The organism is Pseudomonas sp. HMSC076A11, from assembly GCF_001810205.1.
Classification (GTDB): domain Bacteria; phylum Pseudomonadota; class Gammaproteobacteria; order Pseudomonadales; family Pseudomonadaceae; genus Pseudomonas; species Pseudomonas aeruginosa.
In genome coordinates, this window is record NZ_KV800251.1 from 1 (window position 1) to 21,513 (window position 21,513).

The 21,513-nt window shown below is 65.6% G+C and carries 18 protein-coding genes and 1 pseudogene; 13 read left to right on the forward strand and 6 right to left on the reverse strand.

Going from position 1 to position 21,513, the window contains the following annotated elements:
- The first annotated feature begins 119 nt into the window (after nucleotides 1–119).
- Genes HMPREF2716_RS00365 through HMPREF2716_RS00375 form a run of 3 tightly spaced genes read left to right on the forward strand, consistent with a single transcriptional unit; the run spans nucleotide 120 to nucleotide 3,733 of the window.
- A complete protein-coding gene (locus tag HMPREF2716_RS00365; RefSeq protein ID WP_023187661.1) occupies nucleotides 120–827 on the forward strand; it encodes a paraquat-inducible protein A in 708 nt (235 codons plus the stop codon).
- Nucleotides 814–1,434: a paraquat-inducible protein A gene (locus HMPREF2716_RS00370; RefSeq protein ID WP_003107436.1), complete on the forward strand. Its 621-nt coding sequence runs from the start codon at nucleotides 814–816 to the stop codon at nucleotides 1,432–1,434. Before HMPREF2716_RS00365 ends, HMPREF2716_RS00370 begins: the two co-directional genes overlap by 14 nt.
- Nucleotides 1,427–3,733, forward strand: a complete 2,307-nt coding sequence (locus HMPREF2716_RS00375; protein ID WP_033863017.1) for a PqiB family protein — start codon at nucleotides 1,427–1,429, stop codon at nucleotides 3,731–3,733. Before HMPREF2716_RS00370 ends, HMPREF2716_RS00375 begins: the two co-directional genes overlap by 8 nt.
- 80 nt (nucleotides 3,734–3,813) lie before the next feature.
- Here the strand turns inward: HMPREF2716_RS00375 and HMPREF2716_RS00380 are convergent, their stop codons facing one another.
- The 5 genes from HMPREF2716_RS00380 to mksB all read right to left on the reverse strand — a co-directional run bounded on the left by HMPREF2716_RS00380 (nucleotide 3,814) and on the right by mksB (nucleotide 11,318).
- Entirely contained in the window at nucleotides 3,814–5,352 is a 1,539-nt protein-coding gene (locus HMPREF2716_RS00380; RefSeq protein WP_003161946.1) for an ABC transporter permease, read from the reverse strand.
- A 20-nt stretch (nucleotides 5,353–5,372) separates the two neighbouring features.
- On the reverse strand, nucleotides 5,373–6,380 hold the full coding sequence (locus HMPREF2716_RS00385) for an iron ABC transporter substrate-binding protein (RefSeq protein ID WP_003095046.1): 1,008 nt from the start codon (nucleotides 6,378–6,380) through the stop codon (nucleotides 5,373–5,375).
- 111 nt (nucleotides 6,381–6,491) lie between these two features.
- Nucleotides 6,492–9,338: an Mks condensin complex protein MksF gene (mksF, locus tag HMPREF2716_RS00390; RefSeq protein WP_003106141.1), complete on the reverse strand. Its 2,847-nt coding sequence runs from the start codon at nucleotides 9,336–9,338 to the stop codon at nucleotides 6,492–6,494.
- Nucleotides 9,335–10,030, reverse strand: coding sequence for an Mks condensin complex protein MksE (gene mksE / locus HMPREF2716_RS00395; RefSeq protein ID WP_003095041.1), 696 nt, complete (start codon nucleotides 10,028–10,030; stop codon nucleotides 9,335–9,337). The genes mksF and mksE overlap by 4 nt, the downstream gene beginning before the upstream one ends.
- A complete protein-coding gene (mksB, locus tag HMPREF2716_RS00400; RefSeq protein WP_003095037.1) occupies nucleotides 10,020–11,318 on the reverse strand; it encodes an Mks condensin complex protein MksB in 1,299 nt (432 codons plus the stop codon). Before mksB ends, mksE begins: the two co-directional genes overlap by 11 nt.
- A 284-nt stretch (nucleotides 11,319–11,602) precedes the next feature.
- Here mksB and HMPREF2716_RS00405 point away from each other — a divergent pair, with 284 nt between their 5' ends.
- From HMPREF2716_RS00405 to can, 8 genes are all read left to right on the forward strand, one after another.
- Complete coding sequence (locus tag HMPREF2716_RS00405; protein WP_003095035.1) at nucleotides 11,603–12,205, forward strand: hypothetical protein; 603 nt, start codon at nucleotides 11,603–11,605, stop codon at nucleotides 12,203–12,205.
- Nucleotides 12,206–12,409: 204 nt separating this feature from the next.
- Nucleotides 12,410–13,456 carry a DUF6160 family protein gene (locus tag HMPREF2716_RS00410; protein WP_003095033.1) on the forward strand — a complete coding sequence of 349 codons (1,047 nt, stop codon included), beginning with the start codon at nucleotides 12,410–12,412 and terminating at the stop codon, nucleotides 13,454–13,456.
- Nucleotide 13,457: 1 nt separating this feature from the next.
- Entirely contained in the window at nucleotides 13,458–14,477 is a 1,020-nt protein-coding gene (locus HMPREF2716_RS00415; RefSeq protein WP_003095031.1) for a hypothetical protein, read from the forward strand.
- Between the two features lie 30 nt (nucleotides 14,478–14,507).
- A complete protein-coding gene (locus HMPREF2716_RS00420) occupies nucleotides 14,508–15,044 on the forward strand; it encodes a DUF6160 family protein (RefSeq protein WP_003141635.1) in 537 nt (178 codons plus the stop codon).
- Nucleotides 15,045–15,168: 124 nt separating this feature from the next.
- Nucleotides 15,169–16,005: a hypothetical protein gene (locus HMPREF2716_RS00425; RefSeq protein WP_017148592.1), complete on the forward strand. Its 837-nt coding sequence runs from the start codon at nucleotides 15,169–15,171 to the stop codon at nucleotides 16,003–16,005.
- Nucleotides 16,002–16,454 carry a ribosomal protein S18-alanine N-acetyltransferase gene (gene rimI, locus HMPREF2716_RS00430; RefSeq protein ID WP_003095025.1) on the forward strand — a complete coding sequence of 151 codons (453 nt, stop codon included), beginning with the start codon at nucleotides 16,002–16,004 and terminating at the stop codon, nucleotides 16,452–16,454. The genes HMPREF2716_RS00425 and rimI overlap by 4 nt, the downstream gene beginning before the upstream one ends.
- A 198-nt stretch (nucleotides 16,455–16,652) precedes the next feature.
- Nucleotides 16,653–17,891: a C69 family dipeptidase gene (locus HMPREF2716_RS00435; RefSeq protein WP_009316205.1), complete on the forward strand. Its 1,239-nt coding sequence runs from the start codon at nucleotides 16,653–16,655 to the stop codon at nucleotides 17,889–17,891.
- Nucleotides 17,892–17,952: 61 nt separating this feature from the next.
- A complete protein-coding gene (can, locus tag HMPREF2716_RS00440; protein ID WP_003095021.1) occupies nucleotides 17,953–18,600 on the forward strand; it encodes a carbonate dehydratase in 648 nt (215 codons plus the stop codon).
- A 69-nt stretch (nucleotides 18,601–18,669) separates the two neighbouring features.
- On the opposite strand, the gene HMPREF2716_RS00445 is transcribed toward can, so the two are convergent.
- Nucleotides 18,670–20,898, reverse strand: a complete 2,229-nt coding sequence (locus HMPREF2716_RS00445) for a TonB-dependent receptor (protein WP_003099265.1) — start codon at nucleotides 20,896–20,898, stop codon at nucleotides 18,670–18,672.
- A gap of 150 nt (nucleotides 20,899–21,048) precedes the next feature.
- On the opposite strand from HMPREF2716_RS00445, the pseudogene HMPREF2716_RS29735 reads away from it, so the two are divergent.
- Nucleotides 21,049–21,174: pseudogene (locus HMPREF2716_RS29735) on the forward strand (integrase); the annotation flags it as partial.
- Between the two features lie 52 nt (nucleotides 21,175–21,226).
- Nucleotides 21,227–21,505 (forward strand): type II toxin-antitoxin system RelE/ParE family toxin, encoded by a 279-nt coding sequence (locus tag HMPREF2716_RS28305; protein WP_003113526.1) that lies wholly within the window; start codon nucleotides 21,227–21,229, stop codon nucleotides 21,503–21,505.
- The last annotated feature ends 8 nt before the right edge of the window (nucleotides 21,506–21,513 follow it).

Sequence of the window (21,513 nt, forward strand, 5' to 3'; positions counted from 1 at the left end):
TGACCAGGGGTTTTGCTTTTGCGCGCGGAAAAGTGGCAAGCCAGCAGCGCTGCGGACGATAATCGAAAAACTTCGAGAGCTGCCGGGCGGCGTACTTCCGAGGGCATGGGAGACGCGATTTGCACTGTGCGCTCGTCTACAATAGCCGACAAATCCAGCCGAGCTCATTCATGTCCGATACCGATGTCCGTGGCCTGCAGGATCTTCCCCTGGAAGAACTGGTTGCTTGCCATGAGTGTGATCTGTTGATGCGCCGGGAACCCCTGGGACCGGGCGAGAAAGCCAATTGTCCGCGCTGCGGTTTCGAGTTGGCCGCGCATCGCCATCAATGGAAACGCCGTTGCTTCGCGCTGGTTCTGACGGCGCTCTTCCTCTATATCCCAGCCAATTTCCTGCCGATCATGAATCTCAGCCTGCTCGGCCAGACCCGCAGCGATACGGTCTGGACGGGAGTGCTCGGTCTTTACGACAGTGGCATGCAGGGCGTCGCCATCCTGGTATTCCTGTGCAGCATGGTGATCCCGTTGGTCAAGTTGCTCTGCCAGTTGCTGGTGATGATCAGCGTGCGTTTCGGCATCGCCCGTCACATCGGCATGCTGCTCTACCGCGGCTATCACCATCTGCGCGAGTGGGGGATGCTCGAGGTCTACCTCATGGGTATCCTGGTTTCCATCGTCAAGCTGATCGACATGGCCGACCTCAGCCTGGGCATCGGCCTGGCCTGTTTCGTGGCGCTGCTGTTCACCCAGGTCTGGCTGGAGGTCACCATGTCGCCGCACCAGGTATGGGAAGCGCTGGGCGGCGAGGACGACGATGCGCGCGCTTGATGCCGGAATCCTGGTGTGCGGCGAGTGCCACCAGTTGAATCGCGCCGACGGGGACGAGCATCCGCGTTGCAGCCGCTGCGGTGCGGTGCTGCACGCCCGGCGCCCAAACAGCCTCACGCGCACCTGGGCGTTGCTGATCACCGCGGCGATCCTCTACATACCCGCCAACCTGTTGCCGATCATGACGGTCAACCTCTTCGGCAGCGGAATGCCCGCCACCATCATGGAGGGCGTGGTCGAACTGGTGCATGCCGACATGTTCCCCATCGCCATGGTGGTGTTCGTCGCCAGTATCCTGGTTCCTACTTTCAAGCTGGTGGGCATCGCCCTGCTGCTCTATTCGGTACAGCGGCACCAGCCGATGTCGGCCCGCCAGCGTATCCTGATGTATCGCTTCATCGAATGGATCGGGCGCTGGTCGATGCTCGATATCTTCGTCATCGCCATCCTCGTGGCGCTGGTGAATTTCGGCAACCTGGCGAGCATCGAGGCCAACCTCGGCGCCGCCGCCTTCGCCAGCGTGGTGGTGCTCACCATGCTCGCCGCCGTGACGTTCGACCCCCGGCTGATCTGGGACAACACCAATCTGGATGACGAGAATGAGTGATCTGCCAAGTCCGAAGAAACACAAGACCTCGAACTGGTCGGCGATCTGGGTGCTGCCGCTGGTGGCCCTGGCCATCGGTGCCTGGCTGGCGTGGCGTGCCTTCGACCAGGCTGGCGTGGACATCCAGGTTCGCTTCGAGAGCGGCGACGGGATCCAGGCCAACAAGACCGAGGTGCTGTACAAGGGCATCTCGGTGGGCAAGGTGACCGACCTGCATGTCAGCAAGGACATCAAGGGCGTGGTCGCGACCATCGAGATCAAGAAGGAAGCCCAGGAGTACCTGAGCAAGGACACCCGCTTCTGGCTGGTCAAGCCGCGGGTTTCCCTGGCTGGCGTCACCGGCCTGGAAACCCTGGTCTCCGGCGTCTACATCGCGGTCGATCCGGTGAAGGGCGAGAAGGAAGAACGCTACTTCACCGCGTTGAAGGAGCCGCCACCCCTTTCCGACAAGCTGCCCGGCCTGCACCTGACCCTCAAGGCCGATCGCCTGGGCTCCCTGGAGCAGGGCAGCCCGGTGTTCTACCGGCAGATCCAGGTCGGCCAGGTGAAGAGCTTCCAGTTAGGCGATGACCAGAGGACCATCGAGATCAAGGTGCACATCGAGCCGGCCTACGCCGACCTGGTGCGCAAGCACACGCGATTCTGGAACGCCAGCGGCATCTCCATTTCCGGCGGCCTGTCCGGCTTCAAGGTGCACAGCGAGTCGCTGCTGACCCTGGTCGCCGGCGGTATCGCCTTCTCTACCCCGGAGAACCGCACCGACAGCCCGCCGACCGATCCGAGCAAGCCGTTCCGCCTGTACGACGACTACGACGCGGCCCAGGCCGGTTTGCGCGTGAAGCTGAAGATGAACGACGTCAGTGGTATCGATCCAGGGCGCACCCCGGTGATGTTCAACGGCGTGCAGGTCGGCCTGGTCAAGTCGATCGACATGGGCAAGGACTACAGCAGCGCCACTGCCGACCTGGCGATGGATCCGCGGGTCGAGGACATGCTGCTGGAAGGCACCGAATTCTGGACCGTCAAGCCAAGCATCTCCCTGGCCGGCATCACCGGCCTCGAGGCCCTGGTGAAAGGTAACTACATCGATGTGCGCTTCGCCAAGAGCGGCGCGCCGAGTCGCGAGTTCACCATCCGCCCGAAAGCGCCGCCGCTGAACACCGACGCGCCCGGCCTGCACCTGGTGCTGACCAGCGACAAGCTCGGCTCGATCGACATCGGCGCGCCGATCCTCTACCGCCAGGTCCGCGTCGGCAGCGTGCAGAGCTACCAGCTATCGCGCGACCGCCAGCGAGTGGTGGTGGGTGTGCACATCGAGCCGGAGTACGCGCACCTGGTGAATACCTCGACGCGCTTCTGGAACTCCAGCGGGATCACCCTGACCGGCAACCTCAGCGGCGTGCAGGTGAAGAGCGAGTCGCTGCAGACCCTGATCACCGGCGGGATTTCCTTCGACACCCTCGATCCGAAGGCGCCGACCGTGACCAAGGTGCGGCGCTTCACCCTCTTCGACAGCGAGGAGGCGGCGATGGCCCGTGGCGTGGAGATCCAGCTGAGCATCGACAATGCCGACGGCCTGCGCGAAGGCACGCCGATCCGCTTCAAGGGCCTGGACATCGGCAAGATCGAAAGCATCGAGCTGAACCCGGACCTCTCCGGGGTACTGATGAAGGCCCGCCTGACTTCCGCTGGCGAGCGCGTCGCCCGCAGCGGAACCCGCTTCTGGGTGGTGCGTCCGGCGCTCGGCCTGCTGCGTACCGAGAACCTCGGAACCCTGGTCAGCGGCCCCTATATCGAGGCGCTGCCGTCGAGCACGCCGGGCGAGCGCCAGGCACGCTTCCAGACTCTCGCCGAAGCGCCCAACCTGCTGGGTCGGGAAAGCGGCCTGCGGCTGACCCTCAGTGCGCCGCGCAAGGGCTCGATCAAGCCGGGCAACCTGGTGACCTACCGGCAGATCCCGGTGGGCAAGGTCGTCGACCTGGCCTTGGGCGAACAGGCCGACCGGGTGCTGATCAGCATCTTCATCGAACCGCGCTACGTACCGCTGGTGCGTACCGGCAGCCGTTTCTGGAATGCCAGCGGCTTCGGCGTCGACGCCAGCCTGTTCAAGGGCCTGTCGCTACGCACCGAGTCGATGGAGGCGCTGATGGAGGGCGGCATTGCCTTCGCCACCCCGAACAATGCGCAGATGGGCGAGCCCGCCAAGCCGGGGCAGACCTTCGCCCTGTTCGATTCGGCCAATGACGAATGGTTGGAGTGGGCGCCGAAGATTCCTCTGAAGGAAACCGCCCGCCGCTGATTGTCGGACCGGCAAAAAGAAACGCCGCTTACCTGGGTAAGCGGCGTTTTCGTTCATGCCTGCCTGCTGGGAAGTGGGTGTCAGTGAGTGCTGAGATGCGCCCGGGTGGTCAGCAGGTACACCGGCAAGCCGGAGATCAGGATCAGCAGCGCGGCGTAGGGTGCGGCGGCAGCGTACTCCAGGTTGGCGGTGTGCACCCAGACCGAGGTGGCCAGGGTCGACAGCCCGGTGGGACCTAGCACCAGGGTGGCGGTCAGTTCCTTCATGGTGTCGAGGAACACCAGCACGAAGCCGGCGCCGATGGCCGGCGAGATGATCGGCAGGGTGATCCGCAGGAAGGCCATCAAGGGCGTCTGGCCGAGAGTGCGGGCGGCTTCCTCCAACTGCGGCGAGGCCTTTTCCAGGGCCACGCGGATCGGTGCCTGGGTCAGCGGCATGAACAGCAGGGCATAGGCGACCAGCAGCAAGCCGGTGGTCTGGTAGGTGGCTGGCAGGTAGTGCAGCGAGAAGTACACCAGCGAGAGTGCGATCACCAGTCCCGGCAACGCTTGCAGCAGGTACGGCAGGCGCTGGGTCCAGCGCGCCAGGGCGCCGGGGTAGCGCACCACCAGGATGCTTACCGGCAGCGCCAGCAGGCAACTGAGCAGGGCCCCGCCGAAGGCCAGCGACAGGGAGGAAAGCAGGGTCGAGGCGATTTCCATCAGCGGGAAGCTGGCCGAGGAGCCTTCGTATAGCCAATAACCGAGCATCACCAGGGGGATACCGGTACCGACCAGCACCAGCGTCGCCAGCAGCGCCTGGATCGGCCACTTGCCAAGCCCCAGGCGGACCCGTTCGGCCCGCCGCGCGCTGCCCTGGCCGGTGCGTACCAGGCGGCCGCGGCCGCGCATGCGCAACTCCAGCCAGAGCAGCAGGAAGCACAGTGCCAGGAGTACCGAGGAGAGCATCGCCGCGGTGGCGTTGCTGAACTCCAGTTCGAACTCCTGGTAGATGGCTGTGGTGAAGGTCTGGTAGCGCAGGATCGACAGCGCGCCGAACTCCACCAGCATGTGCAGCGCCACCAGTAGTCCGGTGGCGGCCAGGGTCGGGCGCAGCAGCGGCAGGGTGACCCGCAGGAACACCTGGCGCCGCGACAGACCGAGCATCCGCGCCGACTCCTCCAGGGAAGGATCGATGCCGCGCAGGGTCGCTGCTACCGGCAGGTAGACCAGCGGATACTTGGACATGGTCATGACCAGGATGGCGCCGCCGAGGCCTTCGTACATCGGGCTCAGCGAAACCCAGGTGAAACTGCTGACGAAGGCGGGGATGGCGAACGGCAGGCACAGCACCACGTTCCAGAAGCGCCGCGCCGGCAGGTCGCTGCGCTCCACGCACCAGGCCAGGGCCAGGCCGAGCAGGGCGCTGAGCAGGGTCACGCCGAACATCAGCCACAGGGTGTTGCCCAGCAAGCGGAATACGTAGGGGCGCCAGAGCAGTTGCCAGGCGCTGTGCCAGCCGGCGTCCCAGGCCTTGGCCGCGACGTAGAGCAGCGGCAGGCTGGCCAGCAGGGCTAGGAGCAGGACCGGCAGGAGCAGCCAGAATGGCGTTCGCCGGCGCGAGCCCGTGCGCAGGCGCACGGGCGTGGAGGCGGCGCCGATCAATTCAGGCCAACGTCGCGTTCGAGGCTGAGGGCCTCGCTGGCCTCACCCAGATCGGCCGGGGTCAGTTTCGGTGGGTCCAGTTCGGCGAACGGCTTCAGCGCCGGATCGGCCTGCATCCCCTTGCGCATCGGGTACTCGGCGGACTGGCTGAGGATCGCCTTCTGGCCTTCCTCGCTGAGCATGAAGGCGACGAACTGCTGGGCTTCCCTGGGGTGCTTGCTGGACTTGAGCACCGCGGCGCCGGAGACGGTGACCAGCGCGCCCGGGTCCTGGTTGCCGAAGTAGTGCAGGCGCGAGTTCAACTCGCCCTTTTCCTTCTTCAGGGTGTACCAGTAGTAGTTGTTGATCAGCGCCATGTCGACCTCGCCGTTCTCCACGGCTTTCATGGCGGTGACGTTGTTGGTGTAGATCGAGCCGAAGGCCTTCAGGCCGGTCAGCCAATCCTCGGCTTCCTCCTGGCCCTTGAGCTTGATCACGGCGGCGACCTGTTCGAGGAAGGCGCCACTGGTGGGCACGAAGCCGAAACGGCCGGACCAGGACGGATCGGAAAGATCCATCAGGCTCTTCGGCAGATCCTTCTCGTCGATCTTCTTCGGGTTGTAGGCCAGTACCCGGGTGCGGGCGGTGATGCCGATCCAGTCGCCGTTGCCGCCGGCGTGCTCCGGCTCGACCAGGGCCAGGGTCTCTGGCTCCAGCTTGGCCAGCAGGCCGGCGCTGGCCAGGCGGATCAACGGTGGCGATTCCTCGGTGTAGAGCACGTCGGCCGGCGAGCGTGCGCCTTCCTCGGTGATCTGGCTGGCGAGCTGGCCATCGCCGCCCTTGCGGATCTTCACCTGGATGCCGGTCTTGTCCTGGAAGGCCTTGGCGATGGCGATACCGGTGGCGGCGTGCTGGCCATTGTAGAGGGTAAGGGTGACGGGATCGGCCGCCGCATTGAGGGAAAGCGAACCGAGCAGGCACGCCAGGGCGGCGTGGCGGAAACGGTTGAGAAGTCGAACAGGCATGGATTCTCCCCGTGGGTTACAAATGCGAATGTAACCAATTATATCTTCGCGGGAGCTTCGGGCCTATCGGAAAAGTCCACGGCCCTGTCAGGCAGGGCCGTGGCAGACGCTTCACGCCGGTTCGCCGGCTTCCTCCGGCTCGCTGGCTGCGCGGGTTTCGCCGCTGGCGGCGGCATCCCGGCGACGGATGTATTTCCAGTCCGCTTCGTCGATATAGATGCCGTTCGGGCCGCTACCGCCTTCCAGGTCGATCGCCACGTGTGCGGAAACCTGCGGCTTCACGCTCGCCAGGATCGGCACGAAGCCCAGTTGCAGGCTGGTCTCCAGCAGCGCGGCCTGGTTGCGCTCGTCGATGTCCGCCGCCTCGTCCAGGTAGTAGGGCAGGCGCACGCGCCCGGCCTGCTCGCGGTCCATCAGGTGCAGCAACAGGTACATGTTGGTCAGCGCCTTGATGGTCATGGTGGTGCCATTGGAGGCGGCGCCGTCGATGTCGGTGTGCATGATCGGCTGGCCGTTGACCTTGGTGATCTCGAAGGCCAGTTCGAACAGGTCCTTCAGGCCCAACTGGTTGTGGTTGGCGGCGACCAGGCGGGCCAGGTATTCCTTGGCCTCCTCGTTCTTCGCGTCCTGCTCGGCGCTCTGGGTCAGGTCGAACACCGAGAGGTTCTCGCCTTCCTCGTACTGGCCGGCGCTGTGGATGATCTGGTCGATGTGCTTGAGCGCATCCTTGTTCGGCGCGAGGACGATGCGGAAGCTCTGTAGGTTGGAAACCTGGCGCTTGTTGATCTCGCGGTTGAACAGGGCCAACTGGTGTTCCAGGTTGTCGTAGTCGCTGCGGATGTTGCGCAGGGTCCGGGCGATGTCGGTGACCGCCGCGCGGCGCGCCTTGGCCAGCGTCAGGGCCTCGTCCTGGCGATGCGCGTAGGCGTTGATCAACAGCTTCAGGCGGCGCTCGGTGTCGTCTTCGCTATCGAACTTGGCGACGCCCTTCAGGCGCACCTGGGCGTACAGCGCCTCGATCTGCCCGTCGATGCGCTGCAGCGCCTGCCAGGTGTCCTGGTAGTCGTTGAGCAGCGGCAGCAGGTTGTCCAGCGAGTCGTCCACCGGCTCCATGAACGGCGTGCCGAAGGGCAGGTCGGCCGGCAGTAGCTGGCGGCGGCGCAGGGCATCTTCCAGGGTGCGCTCCTTGGCCTCCAGGTCGCCCAGTTGCCGGGCCACCAGTTGCAGGCGCGCGGAGAGTTGCTGGACGCGCTCGGCGAAGGCGTCGCTGGAGCGCTTGAGTTCGTCCTGGGACGCCTCCAGCTGGGCCAGTTCGGCGAGCTTCTCGGGCTCCTCGGCGGTCAGCGTCTGGGTGCGGCGGAAGTCTTCCAGGGCCTTCTGCGCATCCAGCACGTCCTGGTACAGCTTCTCTGCCTGGGCCTTGCTCGCGGCGCGGTCGGCGGCGACGCTCTGCTGGGTCTTGAGCTGCTTCAGCTCCTTCTCCAGGCGCTCCTTCTGGTCGCGCAGGGCGGCGCGGTCGGCCAGGGCCTGCAACGCCGGCGGTTCGATGTGCGACAGGTCGATGCTCAGGCCAGGGGCTTCGAAATGCTCGCCCTTGAAGTGGTCGAGGATGGCTTCGACGCTCTTCACCCAGACGTCGCCGTCATCCAGGTTCACCCCGTTCTCGCCGAGCGGCAGGCTGAACAGCGCGCCGTTGAACAGACGCATCAGGCGTTCCACGTCCTGCTGGCTGAACTCCTCGCGCAGGCGTGCGTAGCTGTTGTTGTCGGCGTGTTCGAGCTGCTGGCGGACGTTCTTCAGGCGTTTTTCCAGGTCGCGCAGGCGCTCTTCCAGGTCTTCGCTGGAGAACTGCCGCGAATGGGCCAGGGCGCCGGCCAGTTCGTCGTGGGCATCCTTGGCGGCGAGCAGCTGTTGTTCGAGGACCTTGGCGTCGTCGACCAGGGCGAAGCGGGTCTTGAGCACCGACAGCTCGCCGAGCCAGCGCTGGATGCCGGCGATCTCGCGCTCCAGGCGCATCAGCTCCTGGGTGCCGCCACGCTGTTCGTTCTGCAGGCCGTCCTGCTCGGCGCGGTATTGCTCGTGCTGGATCAGCAGTTCCTCGCGGCGCGCCCCGGCGTAGTCGTGCCAGGTGCCGAGCAGGCTGTCGAGCAGCGGTGAAAGGCGGTGCATCTTGCCGCGCAGTACGTCGCGCTGGGTCACGCCGTTGGCCAGGGCTTCCACCAGCGGGCCGGCGGCGACCAGCGCCTGGTAGTCCTGCTCCATCCGCCGCACGTCGCGGAAGGCCTCCTCGCAGGCGGCGATGTAGTCGACATTACCCGAGCGCAGGCTGTGCTCGAAGGCGTCGAGGAACAGCTGCTTGAGCTTGGCCGCGGTGATCTCGCGCATGTGCAGCAGGTTGATGAACAGCGAGCGGAAGGTCTTCAGGCTCTGCTCGCTGGTGGAGCGCAGCGGGATCATGGTCAGGTCGAGCGGGATCGACGTGTGCCCGCCGACCAGCAGGCGGCGCAGCTCTTCCGGCTTCACCTCGTAGGCCTTGATGCCTTCGCGCTCAAGGTTGGCGAACAGCTCGCGCTGGCGCAGGCAGGTACCGTTCTTCTGGTAGTGGTCCAGGCTCAGCTCGCCGGCGTAGGCGAAGAACTGGTGGCCGAAGCCGCCGCCCGGGCCGCGCCCGGCCACGCCGATCACGTGCGGACCGTGGGGCAGCATCAGTTCGAGGAGGATGTAGCTGGTGTCCGAGGCGAAGTAGAAGCGCCGCGACTGCTCCATGCTGTACTTGCCGAAGCTCATGTCCGACAGGCGGGCAAGGATCGGGAACTGCAGGGCGTTGATCGAGGCGCTCTTGCCCAGGTTGTTGGCGCCGTAGATCGACAGCGGGTTTTCCAGCGGGAAGATACCCAGGCTGTAGCCGGCGGTATTGAGCAGGGCGAAGCGGCGGATGCCGTAGCGGGTCTGGCTCATGCGTCAGCCTCCTGTTGCGCGTGTTCTTCGGCGATGGCGCGGGCGAGGGCGTCTTCCTCGCTCTCTTCGGACAATTCTTCGTCGCTGGCCATCAGCGGTTCGATCTCGCCGTCATCGACCAGCACCGGCGTCTGCAACGGCAGGTCGGCGTGCAGGCTGGCGGACAGGTTGCGGTCCTGCTGCACCGACAGGCAGACGTCGAGGAAACGGTGCATCGGCGGCATGAAGCGGTACACGCCGCTGTCCTCGGAGGCGAAGCCGAGCTGGGTCAGGCGGCGCATGACCTTCTCTTCCAGTTCTTCCTGGGTCTGCACCTCGGCCTGGAGGAACAGGTCGCGGTATTTCTCCAGCAGCGGCGGCAGCTCTTCGCGGCCGATGCTGCCGCCGTCCAGCACGGACAGCGGGTCGCGGCCCTGGTCGGCGAGGTGTTCGACGAGGATGAAGGTGAACAGCGCCAGGCGTTGGGCGGTCTTGTTCACCTGGGCGCCGACCTGCTCCGGGACGAAGTAGTAGAAGCCGCGGGTGTCGCAGACCAGCTCGAAGCCCATGGCGCGGAACAGGCCGCGGTACTGGTCCTGGTGCGAGGACAGCTGGGTGTACAGCTCGGGGTCGCGGTGGCTGATGTGGTAGCCCTTGAACAGCTCGCGGAAGATCGGCGCGAGCTGGGTCAGTTCGGAGAGATCAAGATGCATGGGTTTCGCTCGCGGAAAGGGTGTCTGCGTCCCTGGCCTGGCCCTTGTCCTTGGCGGCGGGGTTCAGGGCGAAGGAGCAGAGGCTGACGCAATGTTCGGTGGTTTCGTACTCGCGGCGTTGCAGGCGTTCGCGCTGGAAGCGCGCGTCGCGCGACAGCCGGGAGAACCAGTAGAGCAACTCGTCGGTGGCGCCGTCCGGTTCCTGGGCCAGCAGCCATTGCATGAGGTCCGGCAGCGGCAGCGCCGCCTGGCAGCGTTCGATCATTTCCCGCGCGGTCCGCGGTGGTCGCGCCGGCCCGTTGCTCTTGCGCGTGCCGCTGGACTTGGGGAACTGCGCCGGCTTCGGCTCGAAGCGGGCGAGGGCGAAGACGTAGCTCTCGACCTGCGAGGCGGTGCCGAGGAAGGTGCTCTGCGGCCGGGTGAACAGCGGCATCGCCGCCTGCGGCACGGCATCCAGGCCCTTGCGCCGGATCGCCGCCAGCGCCAGGGCGGCGCCACGGGTCACCGCGTTGTGCCGGCGCGCTTCCTCGCGCAGCGGCAGCAATAATTCGCGGGCGCGGCGCAAGGTCAGCTGGGCGTTGGTCTGCATCTCGAGGATGCGCGCGTGGGTGCGCAGCACCAGGTCGTCGTCGACCAGGTGGCCGAGGCGCTGCTGTTCGCCGAGCAGGCGCAGCAGGACCTGTTCGACCCGCCGCACGCCCTGCTCGAAGGCGCCGTCGGCGCTGACCAGTTGGATCATCGGCTCGACGTACTCGTCCCAGGTCGCCAGGACCTCCGCGTAGCGCTGCGCCAGGGGAATCTGCCGGTCGCTGGTCTTGGCCCGCTCGGCCACGCCGATCAGTGCCTGCTCGTCATTGCCGAGCTTCTTCAGTACATCGCGCACGCGCATGTCGAGCAGTCGCAGCTGGCGCGCCAGGTCCTGGCTGTCGCGGGTCTCGAAGGCGTCCTGGATGTACCCGGCGAGGCGCTCCAGATGGCGCAGGTAGGCCTCGATCTCCAGGCACAGACCAAGGCGATGCTCGTGGCGCAGGTAGGCGAGGAAGTCGTGGATCTGCGCGTTCAGCTCGAAACGGTTGGGGCTCTTGGCCACCGGGACCAGGATATCCAGGCGGATCCACTGGTCGAGCAGGGCGGTGATTTCCGCCGGGTTGCTTTCCGGTAACTGGGTGTTCAACTGGCTGCGCAGTTCCGCCAGGCTCAGGGTGCCGGCATCGAAGCGCTCGCAGAGAGGCTCGAGCAGGGCCCAGTGTTCGGCAAGCGCACGCAGTACGCGTCGGGGGTCGATCATCGGGAGGGCCGGTCCGTGGAAAAAGCGCCGATTGTACTGCAAAGGCACGGGCGACGTAGACGCCGCCGATGAGTGCGATGCAGGCCGTCGACACGTCTGCGGCGCAGGTACGGGCCCGGTATCGGCGGATGGCATCTGGCTATCATTGAGGTGTCGAAAAGCGGCAGTTTATGACTGCGTAAGGACTTTCCTGCCCCGCCTGGTTCGGGGAATGGGGCTTCCAGGGGCTGGCACGCTTTCTGCTGAAGTCCCCTGGCCTGTCTATTCCAAATGAATGCCGACTCTTGAACGACGCCGCCTACGCCGAGGCCCGCTGGGCCGAACTGCAGAACCAGGGTGACCTTGCCTGGGACCTGGATGCCATCACCAACCGCAGCGAGGCGATCGCCTTCCTCAAACGTTTCGAGAACCGCCTGTGCATCTACTCGGCCTATGTCGAGAAGCTCTACAGCAACTACAGCTTCGTGATTCCCGAGAGCGACCATGGCGGCATCACCATCCTGCCCAGCGAGCAGGCCTGGCACGACACCTTCCACGATATCCCGCTGGCCGCGGTGGAGCCCACCGGGATCCATATCCTGCCGGGCGAGACCATGGGCTATCGCGGGCTCTACCTGAAGATTCCCGGCGAGCACCGCCTGGTGGCGTCGAAGGAATTGCCGTTCCAGGAAGGGTTGAAACTGCTGATCCAGCGTTACCAGGCTCACGACGACGTGTTCCTGCCGATCCTGGTCAAGGGCGACCTGCGCGAGTACGAAGCGCGCATGCCCTCGCTGCACCTGCACCGGATCAACCCCGCCCGCCTCAGCGCACACTCCCTGCTCAGCCTCAACGCCATCAAGGGTGCCATTGCCGACCATCTGATCGGCCTGTTCCGCCAGCAGTGAAGGGCTGACGTTACCCCCGTGTGACGATGGGTAACATCCATCCTGGCCGAGCGACCGCTCATCCGCTGCAGCGAGCGCGGCGACCGCGTCGTTCGGCGGTTTTTCTCGACTATGGGTCGGCCCCGATGCGCCCGGGGCTTTCTATAGTGACTACAGGTCGCAGTGTCTCTGCCGTCGGCCACGAGAAGAACAAGAGGTGAGCCCATGTCCCGTCGTCTGCCCTTCCTGCTGCGTTGCGCGCTGTTCTGCGGCGCCGGTCTGCTGGCTGCCACCGCCCAGGCGAGGATGGAGTCGCTGGACGACGACCAGCTTTCCGACGTGGTCGGCCAGGCCTTCATCAACCTCACCACCGACGCCGCCAACGGACTGAACTTCACCCGCATCAACTTCGGCGCCGACATCGAGACCCAACTGAACATGAAGAAGCTGCAGTTGGGCCAGTACAACCGCAGCGGCGAGCTTGCCGGCAGTGCCGACATCGCCATCGACAACTTCGCCCTGGGTACGGTCAACGACGCCACCGGCGCGATCAACCCGTTCCTCATCAGCAATCCCTACATCGAGTTCGCCTACGACGGTAGCAAGATGGTCGGCATCCGTATCGGTTTCGGCGAAGCCAAGGGCTACCTCTCGGGCGATATCAAGACCCTCACCGGCAACGTGCCGGTGGACCTGTACGGCACCGGCAGCCAACTGGGAGGCAGCATTTCCTGCGGCCTGCTGGCCCTCGACTGCCTGGCGGCGAAGACCGCCATCACCCTCACCGGCAGTTCCCAATACACCGCCCAGGCCGAACTGGTGAACAGCTCCGGCAACCCCGACCCGATCCGCGCTGCCATGATCGGCCTGAAGAACGGCACAGCCCTGGACATGCACGACAGCACCATCATCGGCAGCCTGGTGAACGTCCTGCTGCCCTTCCTCACCTCCAACGACTGCAAGCTGATGGGCGCCCAGACCTGCTTCAACCTGGCCCAGTACCAGTCGTTCCCGATCGGCACCGTGGATCCGAACAACGCGCAGAACTTCATCGACTCGTCGAAAGGCTTCTTCATCTCGATGCAGAGCCAGAACGTCCAGTGGCGCGACCAGCAGGATCCCTCCAAGCTGGTCGCCGCGCTGGCCGGTGCCTTCCTCAACATGTCGCGCAACGCCGATGGAACGGCGCCGATCAAGGTCGACTTCGGTCAGGCTTTCAATGGCATTCCACGGCAGGACACCTGCCTGGGCGGCCTGAACAAGGGCTGCTGAGATGAGTCGCGCCTGCCTGCTCGCGGCCCTGCTGGCCGCCCCCTTCGCCCATGCCGAGATGACAGCGCTCGACGACGAGCAACTGTCGGACGTGCAGGGTGCCGGCATCGGCTTCGTCCTCGACAGCGCCATGGTCGACGGCAACAAGGCCACCATCGCGATCAATGGCGTGACCAACACCGCCACCGGGCAGAACGTGCCGATCACGGTAAAGGAGCTGTACGTCGCCGCCACTGGCAGCAACAAGGGCAGCACCCTGGCGCCGGTGACTCTCGGCCGTCTCAATTTCCCGTTCAAGCTGAATCTGGCCAAGGGTTCGGTGCTGACCACCCAGCTCGACGACGGGCGGGTGGTCAGCACTTTGCCGGACACCGCGGACGTGATCGAGCTGGCTTTCCCCAGCCTGGTGAGCGGCGCCGGTGGCCAGCCGTGCATCGCTGGTTACGCCGGTGCCGGCAGCAACTGCTCGAGTCGGGCCAGCGAAAAGGTCGACGCCGGCATCCGCTTCGACTTCGGCGTTACTTCCACGCGCACCGATGTGCTCAACCTGGACTTCTCCGAACTGGCGATGGACGGGTCCTACCTGCGCTTCTGGGGCGCCAACGCGCGCAGCCAACTGGTTGGCGAGATGCGCCTGAACCTCTACGCCAAGACTTTCGAGATCATGTCCTGCGGTGCTGGCTCGCCCAGTTGCGTCAGCGCCGCCGAGCAGGCCGCGCGCACCGTCTACCTGACCAACGCCTATGCCAGCGTCGCGCTTGGCTACGGGAAGTCGCAGCCGTTGCTGTTCTCGGTCACCGCCGACGGCAACTTCACTTTCGAACTGCCCAAGCTGACCCTGGCCAACGCCGCCGACTTCTACGCCAATGCGCCGCGCACCAGCCTGGTGATCGAAAACCTCAACATCGGCGGTACCCGGCCAGGCTACGGGCAGGTACCGACCGGCGGCTACAACATGGGCCGCAACGAGATATCCGGGCTCAGCTTCAACTACCTGAAGGTGACGTCGCACAACCTCTGAGGTGGCGGCGCGAAACGAGGTACGCAGCACATGGCCAAGCAGACTCATCCACTGGCAGGCGGCATCGGCATCCTCGCGGCGCTGGCGCTGCTGTTCAGCGCTTCGGCCGGGGCCGAGTTGCGCTCGCTGGGCGATAGCGATCTGGACGACGTGGTCGGCCAGGCCGGGATCAGCATCAGCGCCTCGCTCAATCTCCAGGAAAATCCTTCGCAGACGCGTTGCGCCGGCGGCTGCGGCGCGCGCCTGGCGATCCAGCCGGCCGGCAGCGGCAACAACTACCTGGTGATCGACGATATCAGCGGCAAGTTCAGCTTCGACGAAGTCACCCTGGACGTGGTGACCATCAAGGACGGCTTCGGCGGCGACGGCGCCGCCTTCAACCGCCCGGTGCTGCGCGTCGGCCTGAAGGACACCAGCTTCCAGGACCTGCGCTTCACCATCGCTGGCGCCAACAAGGCGCGCGGTACCGATCCTGGGCTGGTGCAGACCAACCTGGTCAGCGCACGCATCGACGGCACCCTCAAGCTGCAGGGCAACGTCAACATCTTCACCGTCGCCCCGCGTTGAGGGCGAACCGTCGCATGGCGGGACAAAGCCGCTCCGCCGAGGTCGAAGAACCGCTATCATTGCCTGCCTGAACGCCGGGGGCGAAACCGTCCCCGCGCATCGCCTAATTGCCGGTGCCCGAGATTTGATCGAAGAACAGCGTCGCCGCGCCTTCCTGGGCGCGATGCAGATAACCAGTTGGCTGCCCCGCCAGCCTTTGCCGTTCGCCGCACCCTCGCGGCCGGAGTTGCTGGAGACCCCGCCCCGGGAAGAGCCGGCGGTGCCTGTGCGTGCGCGCGCTGCGATCGATGCGCCGCAGGCCCGCGTCCCGCAAGCCGAGGTGCCGGCCAGCGCGCCAAGCGTGGCTCCTGCCGCGCCCGCGGAAGGCCGGGGGATTCCGATCAGCCTGCCGAAGCCGGGCGCCCCGGTGGCGAAGAAAGCCGAGCCGGTCGCGCCGGTCGAAGAGGCCCCGGCCGAGCCGCCGGCGGTCCAGGCCCCGCCGCCGCGCTTCGCCTTGCAACTGCTGCAGGCGGGCTCCTGCACCCTGCTGGTCGAACTGCCCACCGGCGAACCCTTCGCCAGCCGCGATCCGGGTTACCTGCTGCTGCGCGACCTGCTGCGCGCCGCCGGCCTGCCGGACAGCCCGCGGCTGATCGGCGAACCGGTACGCTGGCCGCTGCTGGCGCGCGGCAACCTCGACCAGGGGCCGCAGGCGGCCCTGGAGTTCGTCCAGAGCTTCGTCGCCGCGCGCATGGAGGAGAGCGAGCGTAGCCGCTGCCTGTGGCTGGTCGGCCTGCCGGCGATCCGCTTCGCCGGCGAGGGCGACGAGGGCAGCCTGTTCCGCGAACTGCAGGTGGACGGTCTGGGCGCAACCTGGGCCGTGCCGGGCCTGGAAGCCCTCATGGAAGAACCCGCCCTCAAGGGCGAGCTGTGGCGCGCCATGCGCCGTGTCCGTCAGCGCTGGTCGAGCGAGATTCAATGAGCGATGCGATTTCCTTCCGCCCGATGACCGAGGCGGACCTCGATGCCGTGCTGAAAATCGAATATGCCGCCTTCAGCCACCCCTGGACCCGTGGCATCTTCAGCGAAGGCCTGAAGAACTACCATTGCTGGCTGATGTTCGAGGGTAGCCAGCAGGTCGGCCATGGCGTCATCCAGATCATCCTCGACGAGGCGCACCTGCTGAATATCACGGTGAAGCCCGAAAGCCAGGGGCGTGGCCTCGGTCTGCGCCTGCTCGAACACCTGATGCGCGAGGCGGCCGGCCACCAGGCTCGCGAATGCTTCCTCGAAGTGCGCGCTTCCAACCAGGCCGCCTACCGCCTCTACGAACGCTACGGTTTCAACGAGATCGGCCGCCGTCGCGACTACTACCCCGCCGTCGGCGGGCGCGAAGACGCCCTGGTCATGGCCTGTACCCTGTTCGACTGAGGCTTGCTCCGCTTCCCTGCCGGCAACTAGCTATCACTTGGAGTAGCTGGCTGGCCTTCTGGCACCGCCGTACCCTTACCAGCATTCCGATTCTCGCCTGCATACCGCAGGCAGGTCCCTTCATGCGGTAACCCTTCGCGGGAGTGCGAAGTCAGGTCGACAGCGGCCGGTGGCAGGATGCGCAGACTGGAGCCCCCCATGTGCGACACCCTGATCCTTCGCCACCAGGGCCAGACCTGGTTCGCCAAGAACAGCGACCGCGAGCCCGCCGAACCGCAGCGTCTGCTGCGCCTGCCGGCGGTGCGCAACGATCCGGAAGCGCGCTTGCGCACCACCTACCTCGACATTCCCCAGGCCGCCCAGCGGCATGCGCTGGTGATCAGCCAGCCGAGCTGGATCTGGGGCGCGGAAATGGGCGTCAATGAGCACGGCGTGGCCATCGGCAACGAAGCGGTGTTCACCAAGCTGACCCGTCAGCGCGGCACCGCGCTGCTCGGCATGGACCTGCTGCGCCTGGGACTGGAGCGCGGCGCCAGCGCCCGCGAGGCGCTAGAGGTGATCACCGGGTTGTTGCAGCGTTACGGCCAGGGCGGCCCGGCCGGCTACCGCGACAAGCGCATCCGCTACGACAACAGCTTCCTCATCGCCGACCCCGGCGAAGCCTGGGTGCTGGAAACCGCCGGCAACCTGTGGGCGGCGAAGAAGGTCGAGCGCTGGGCCATCTCCAACGCCCTGACCCTTGGCCACGAATTCGACCTGTGCAGCCGCGACCTCGAGGACCAGGCACGCCGCCAGGGCTGCTGGGATGGTCGCGGCGACTTCCACTTCGCGCGGGTCTTCGACACCCGCCTGTTACCCTGGGTCGGCGGTGCGCACCGGCGCTGTCGGATCAACCAGCGCTTCCTCGACAGTCTGCCTGGCGAGCCGGACTGGCACGCGCTGTTCGCCGCGCTGCGCCACCATGGCCCGCGCGGGGACCACTTCCGCCGCCACAACAACCGCCAGGTATGCATGCACGCCGGCAGCTTCTGGCGGCCTTCGCAGACCACCGCCAGTCTGGTCGCCCGCTTGCGCGACGACGGCCCGCTGCTGGCCGCCACCGGTACTTCGGCGCCGTGCCTGGGACTGTTCCAGCCGCTGTCCTTCGATCCGGCCTCCGGCACCGCCGTGCTCAGCCAGCCGCGCGAGGCGGTACAGGAGTCCCCCTGGTGGCGCTTCGAGGCGGTGCACCGCCGCGCGCTCACCGACCGTGCCTTCCGCCGGCTCCTGCGCAGCGGCCGCGATTGGCTGGAACGGGAACTCTTCGCCGACCTCGAACAGCCCGACTGGCCGCGCCTGGCAGAGGACGCCGCAGCCTGGCACGCCTGTTGGCATGATCAGGTCGCCATGCAGCCGCTGGCGCAGCAGCGCTGGTGGCGTAGCCACGCCGCGCTGTGACGCTTGTCAAACGGGCATCGCCTTCCGTAAGGTGCTGCACCGGTCAAACGAGGGGCATGCCATGAGCGACTTGCAGCAACTGTTCGAGAACAACGTCCGCTGGGCCGAAGCGATCAAGCAGGAAGACCCGGACTTCTTCGCCAAGCTGGCCCGCCAGCAGACCCCCGAGTACCTCTGGATCGGCTGCTCCGACGCGCGGGTGCCGGCCAACGAAATCGTCGGCATGCTGCCCGGCGACCTGTTCGTCCATCGCAACGTCGCCAACGTCGTGCTGCACACCGACCTCAACTGCCTGTCGGTGATCCAGTTCGCCGTCGACGTGCTCAAGGTCAAGCACATCCTGGTCACCGGCCACTACGGCTGCGGCGGCGTGCGCGCCTCCCTGCACAACGACCAGCTCGGCCTGATCGACGGCTGGCTGCGCAGCATTCGCGACCTCGCCTACGAATACCGCGAGCACCTGGAGCAGTTGCCGACCGAGGAAGAGCGCGTCGATCGCCTCTGTGAGCTCAACGTGATCCAGCAGGTGGCCAACGTCAGCCACACCAGCATCGTCCAGAACGCCTGGCACCGCGGCCAGTCGCTGTCCGTGCATGGCTGCATCTACGGGATCAAGGATGGCCTGTGGAAGAACCTCAACGTCACCGTCAGCGGCCTCGACCAGTTGCCGCCGCAGTATCGCTTGAGTCCGCTGGGCGGTTGCTGCTGAGAGAGGCGGAAGCTCTTTCCCACGAGTTCCCCTCTCCCTGGAGGGACAGGGGAACTGTCGAGGACGGCTTCAGAACTCCACGCTATACGTCAAGCTGTAGGTCCGCCCCCGTCCCTTGTAGTCGAACAGTCCCGCTGGTGCGAGCCCGCCGTAGTAGACCTGGGCGCGTTGTCCCCAGACCGTGGTGTAGTCCTTGTCCAGCAGGTTCTGGATGCCCGCGGTGAGGGTGCCCACCGGCAGCGCCTGGGTGCCGAGCAGGTCGAACAGCGCGTAGCCGTCGATCTTGTTGCCCGGCTCGTCGTTCAGGTTGAAGGTGCGCACGCCCTGCAGGCGCAGGCTGCGCTGGTCGTCCTTCCAGCCGACGAAGGCGCCGGCCTTGGACGGGCTGGCCGAGGTCACGTCCTGCTTCAGCCAGCGGCCGTCGACCTTCTCCTGGGAGCGGATGGCCAGGCCGTTGACGCCGACCTGCCAGTGATCGTCCAGCCAGTAGGTAGCCTGGCCCTCCAGGCCGTAGTTGCGCTTCTTGGTGTCCTGCTGCAGCACCGCCAGGGTCTTCGAGTCGTACTTGATGCTCTTGTCCGACCAGGAATAGAACGCCGCCACCTGGGTATCCAGGGCACCGTCGGTGTGCCGCCAGCCCAGCTCGACCTGCTTGGTCTTGATCCCGTCCAGCGGCGAGTCGTTCACGCTGACCCCCTGCAACAGCGGGTAGTGGCCATTGCCGTCGGCTGCGCCGTAGCGTCCGAAACCGTAGTACTTGGCCGGATCCGGCAGCTCGAAGCCTTCGCTGTAGTTGGCCCAGACCTGTTGTTGCAGGTTCAGCTTGTAGATGGCGCCGACGTTGACCAGGTTGACGTCGTAGTCCTTGCTCCCGCCCGGAACCGCGTCGGCGGTCTTGCCGAGGCCGTTGGCGATGAGGATCTGCTGGTTCGCCGCAACGAAGTCGCTGACGTCGGTGCTCATCGACTGGCGCCGCACGCCGGCGCTCAGGGTCAGGTCGTCGGTGGCCTTCCAACTGCCCTGGAGGAAGAAGGCGCGGCTGTCGGTATCGATGTCCGGGTAGCGGCCCAGCTTGGCCTGTTCACTGGCTACCAGCCCGCCGCTGGCGGCGGCGAGCGGCAGGTTGAAGAGCATCTGGTCGGACGTGAATTTTTCCCGGTCCAGGTCCACCCCGTAGGTCAGGCTGGCGCGCTCCCAGGTCTTCACCAGGGCCAGTTTCATCCCGTAGTAGTCGGTGTCCTGCTGCGAGGCCGAGTAGTAGGAGGTGCCGTAGTTGATCGCGCCGCTATTGCTGTAGCGGATGGTGGGGAAGGGGTTGAAGGCCATCTTCTCGTTGCGGTAGTAGGCCTGCAGGTAGAGGTCGTGACCCAGCACTTCCGGCGCGTGGTAGGTGGCGTTGAACTGATGGCGCTTGCTCTCCGGCTCGCGGTCGAGGTCGACGCCGCCCTTGATCGAATAGGGTGCCCGTCCGCGCAGGGCGTCGAAGTTGCGCCCAAGATCGAGGCCGCGGTCGCCGTCGTAGCCGGAGTCGTAGTACTGCAGGCCGAGATCGAGGCTGTGGCCATTGGCGAAAGTGAAGCCAAGGCTGCCCATCAGGTCCACCGACCTGTTGTACTGCAGGTCGGTCTGGGTGATGTCCGTCAGTACCTGGTCGCCACTGCCGTCGTAGGCCGCGCCGTTCTTCTGGTAGGCGATGGCCAGGCGGCCGTTGAACAGGTCGTTGCCGCCGCTGATCGACTGCGCCGCGCGCAGGTCGTGGTCCTCATGGCTCTGGAAGCCGCTGCGGGCGCCCAGCTCGGTGTTGAAGCGAGTGTCGCCGCCGACGCCCTTCTTGGTCACGATGTTGATGATCCCGCCGGTGGCGCCGCCGCCGTACACCGCGCTGGCGCCGGACATCACCTCGATGCGCTCGATGTTGAATGGGTCGATGGAGTCGAACTGCCGGCTGATGCCCCGTGAACTGTTCAGCGACACCCCGTCGATCATCACCAGTACGCTGCGTCCGCGCAGGTTCTGGCCGTTGTTGGTACGACCCTGGGAGCCGATATCCAGGCCCGGGATCAATTGTCCCAACGCCTCCTTCAGCGGCACGCCGGCCTGGGTCTGCTGGTCCAGTTGCTCGCGCTCGATCACCCAGACCGTGCCGGGCAACTCGCTGATGCTGGTCGGCGCGCGCGAGCCGATCACCACCATCTGCTGCTCCACCGGATCGGCAGCCAGCGCAGGAGCGGAAAACGAAGCGAAGAGGGACAGGGAAAGCGCCAGGGGAGCCGGGCGCAAAGGGATGGAGCGGGGCATGAGGAGATTTCCGAGTTGCTGTTGTTTTGATGGGCGGCAAAGCTAAACAAATCGATAATGATTATCAAATGATTCGAACTGTTTCAATGAGGCATGCCTGGCATCCAAAGCAAGATGAAATGCCTGACACGGGGCGCTGCGCATGGCGTGGCCCTACAGCGGATCCTCGGGCATTCCTCGATGATGATGCGGTATGCACATCTGTCGCCGGAGCACTTGGAATCGGCGATGCGCTTTTCTCCGATTACTCAGTCTGGCTACAAATTGACCACATGAGGATCTGTGGTAATCTGTAGTGAAGTTAACGCTTAACGTTAAGGGTTAATGAATGATTCTGACCTTTCGCTGCGACGAGACTCGTCAGCTTTTTGAGACGGGTCTTTCGAGGCGGTGGGGAGCGATCCTCACAGTCGCTACGCGTAAGCTCGCAATGCTTCATGCGGCTACGGAGCTTCGAGACCTGCGCTCTCCACCTGGAAACCGGTTGGAGCCGTTGCAGGGAAAGCGGGCGGGCCAACATAGCATCAGGATCAATGACCAGTGGCGTGTCTGTTTCGTCTGGACGGATGCGGGTCCCGAAGAAGTCGAAATAGTTGATTACCACTGAGGAGGTGG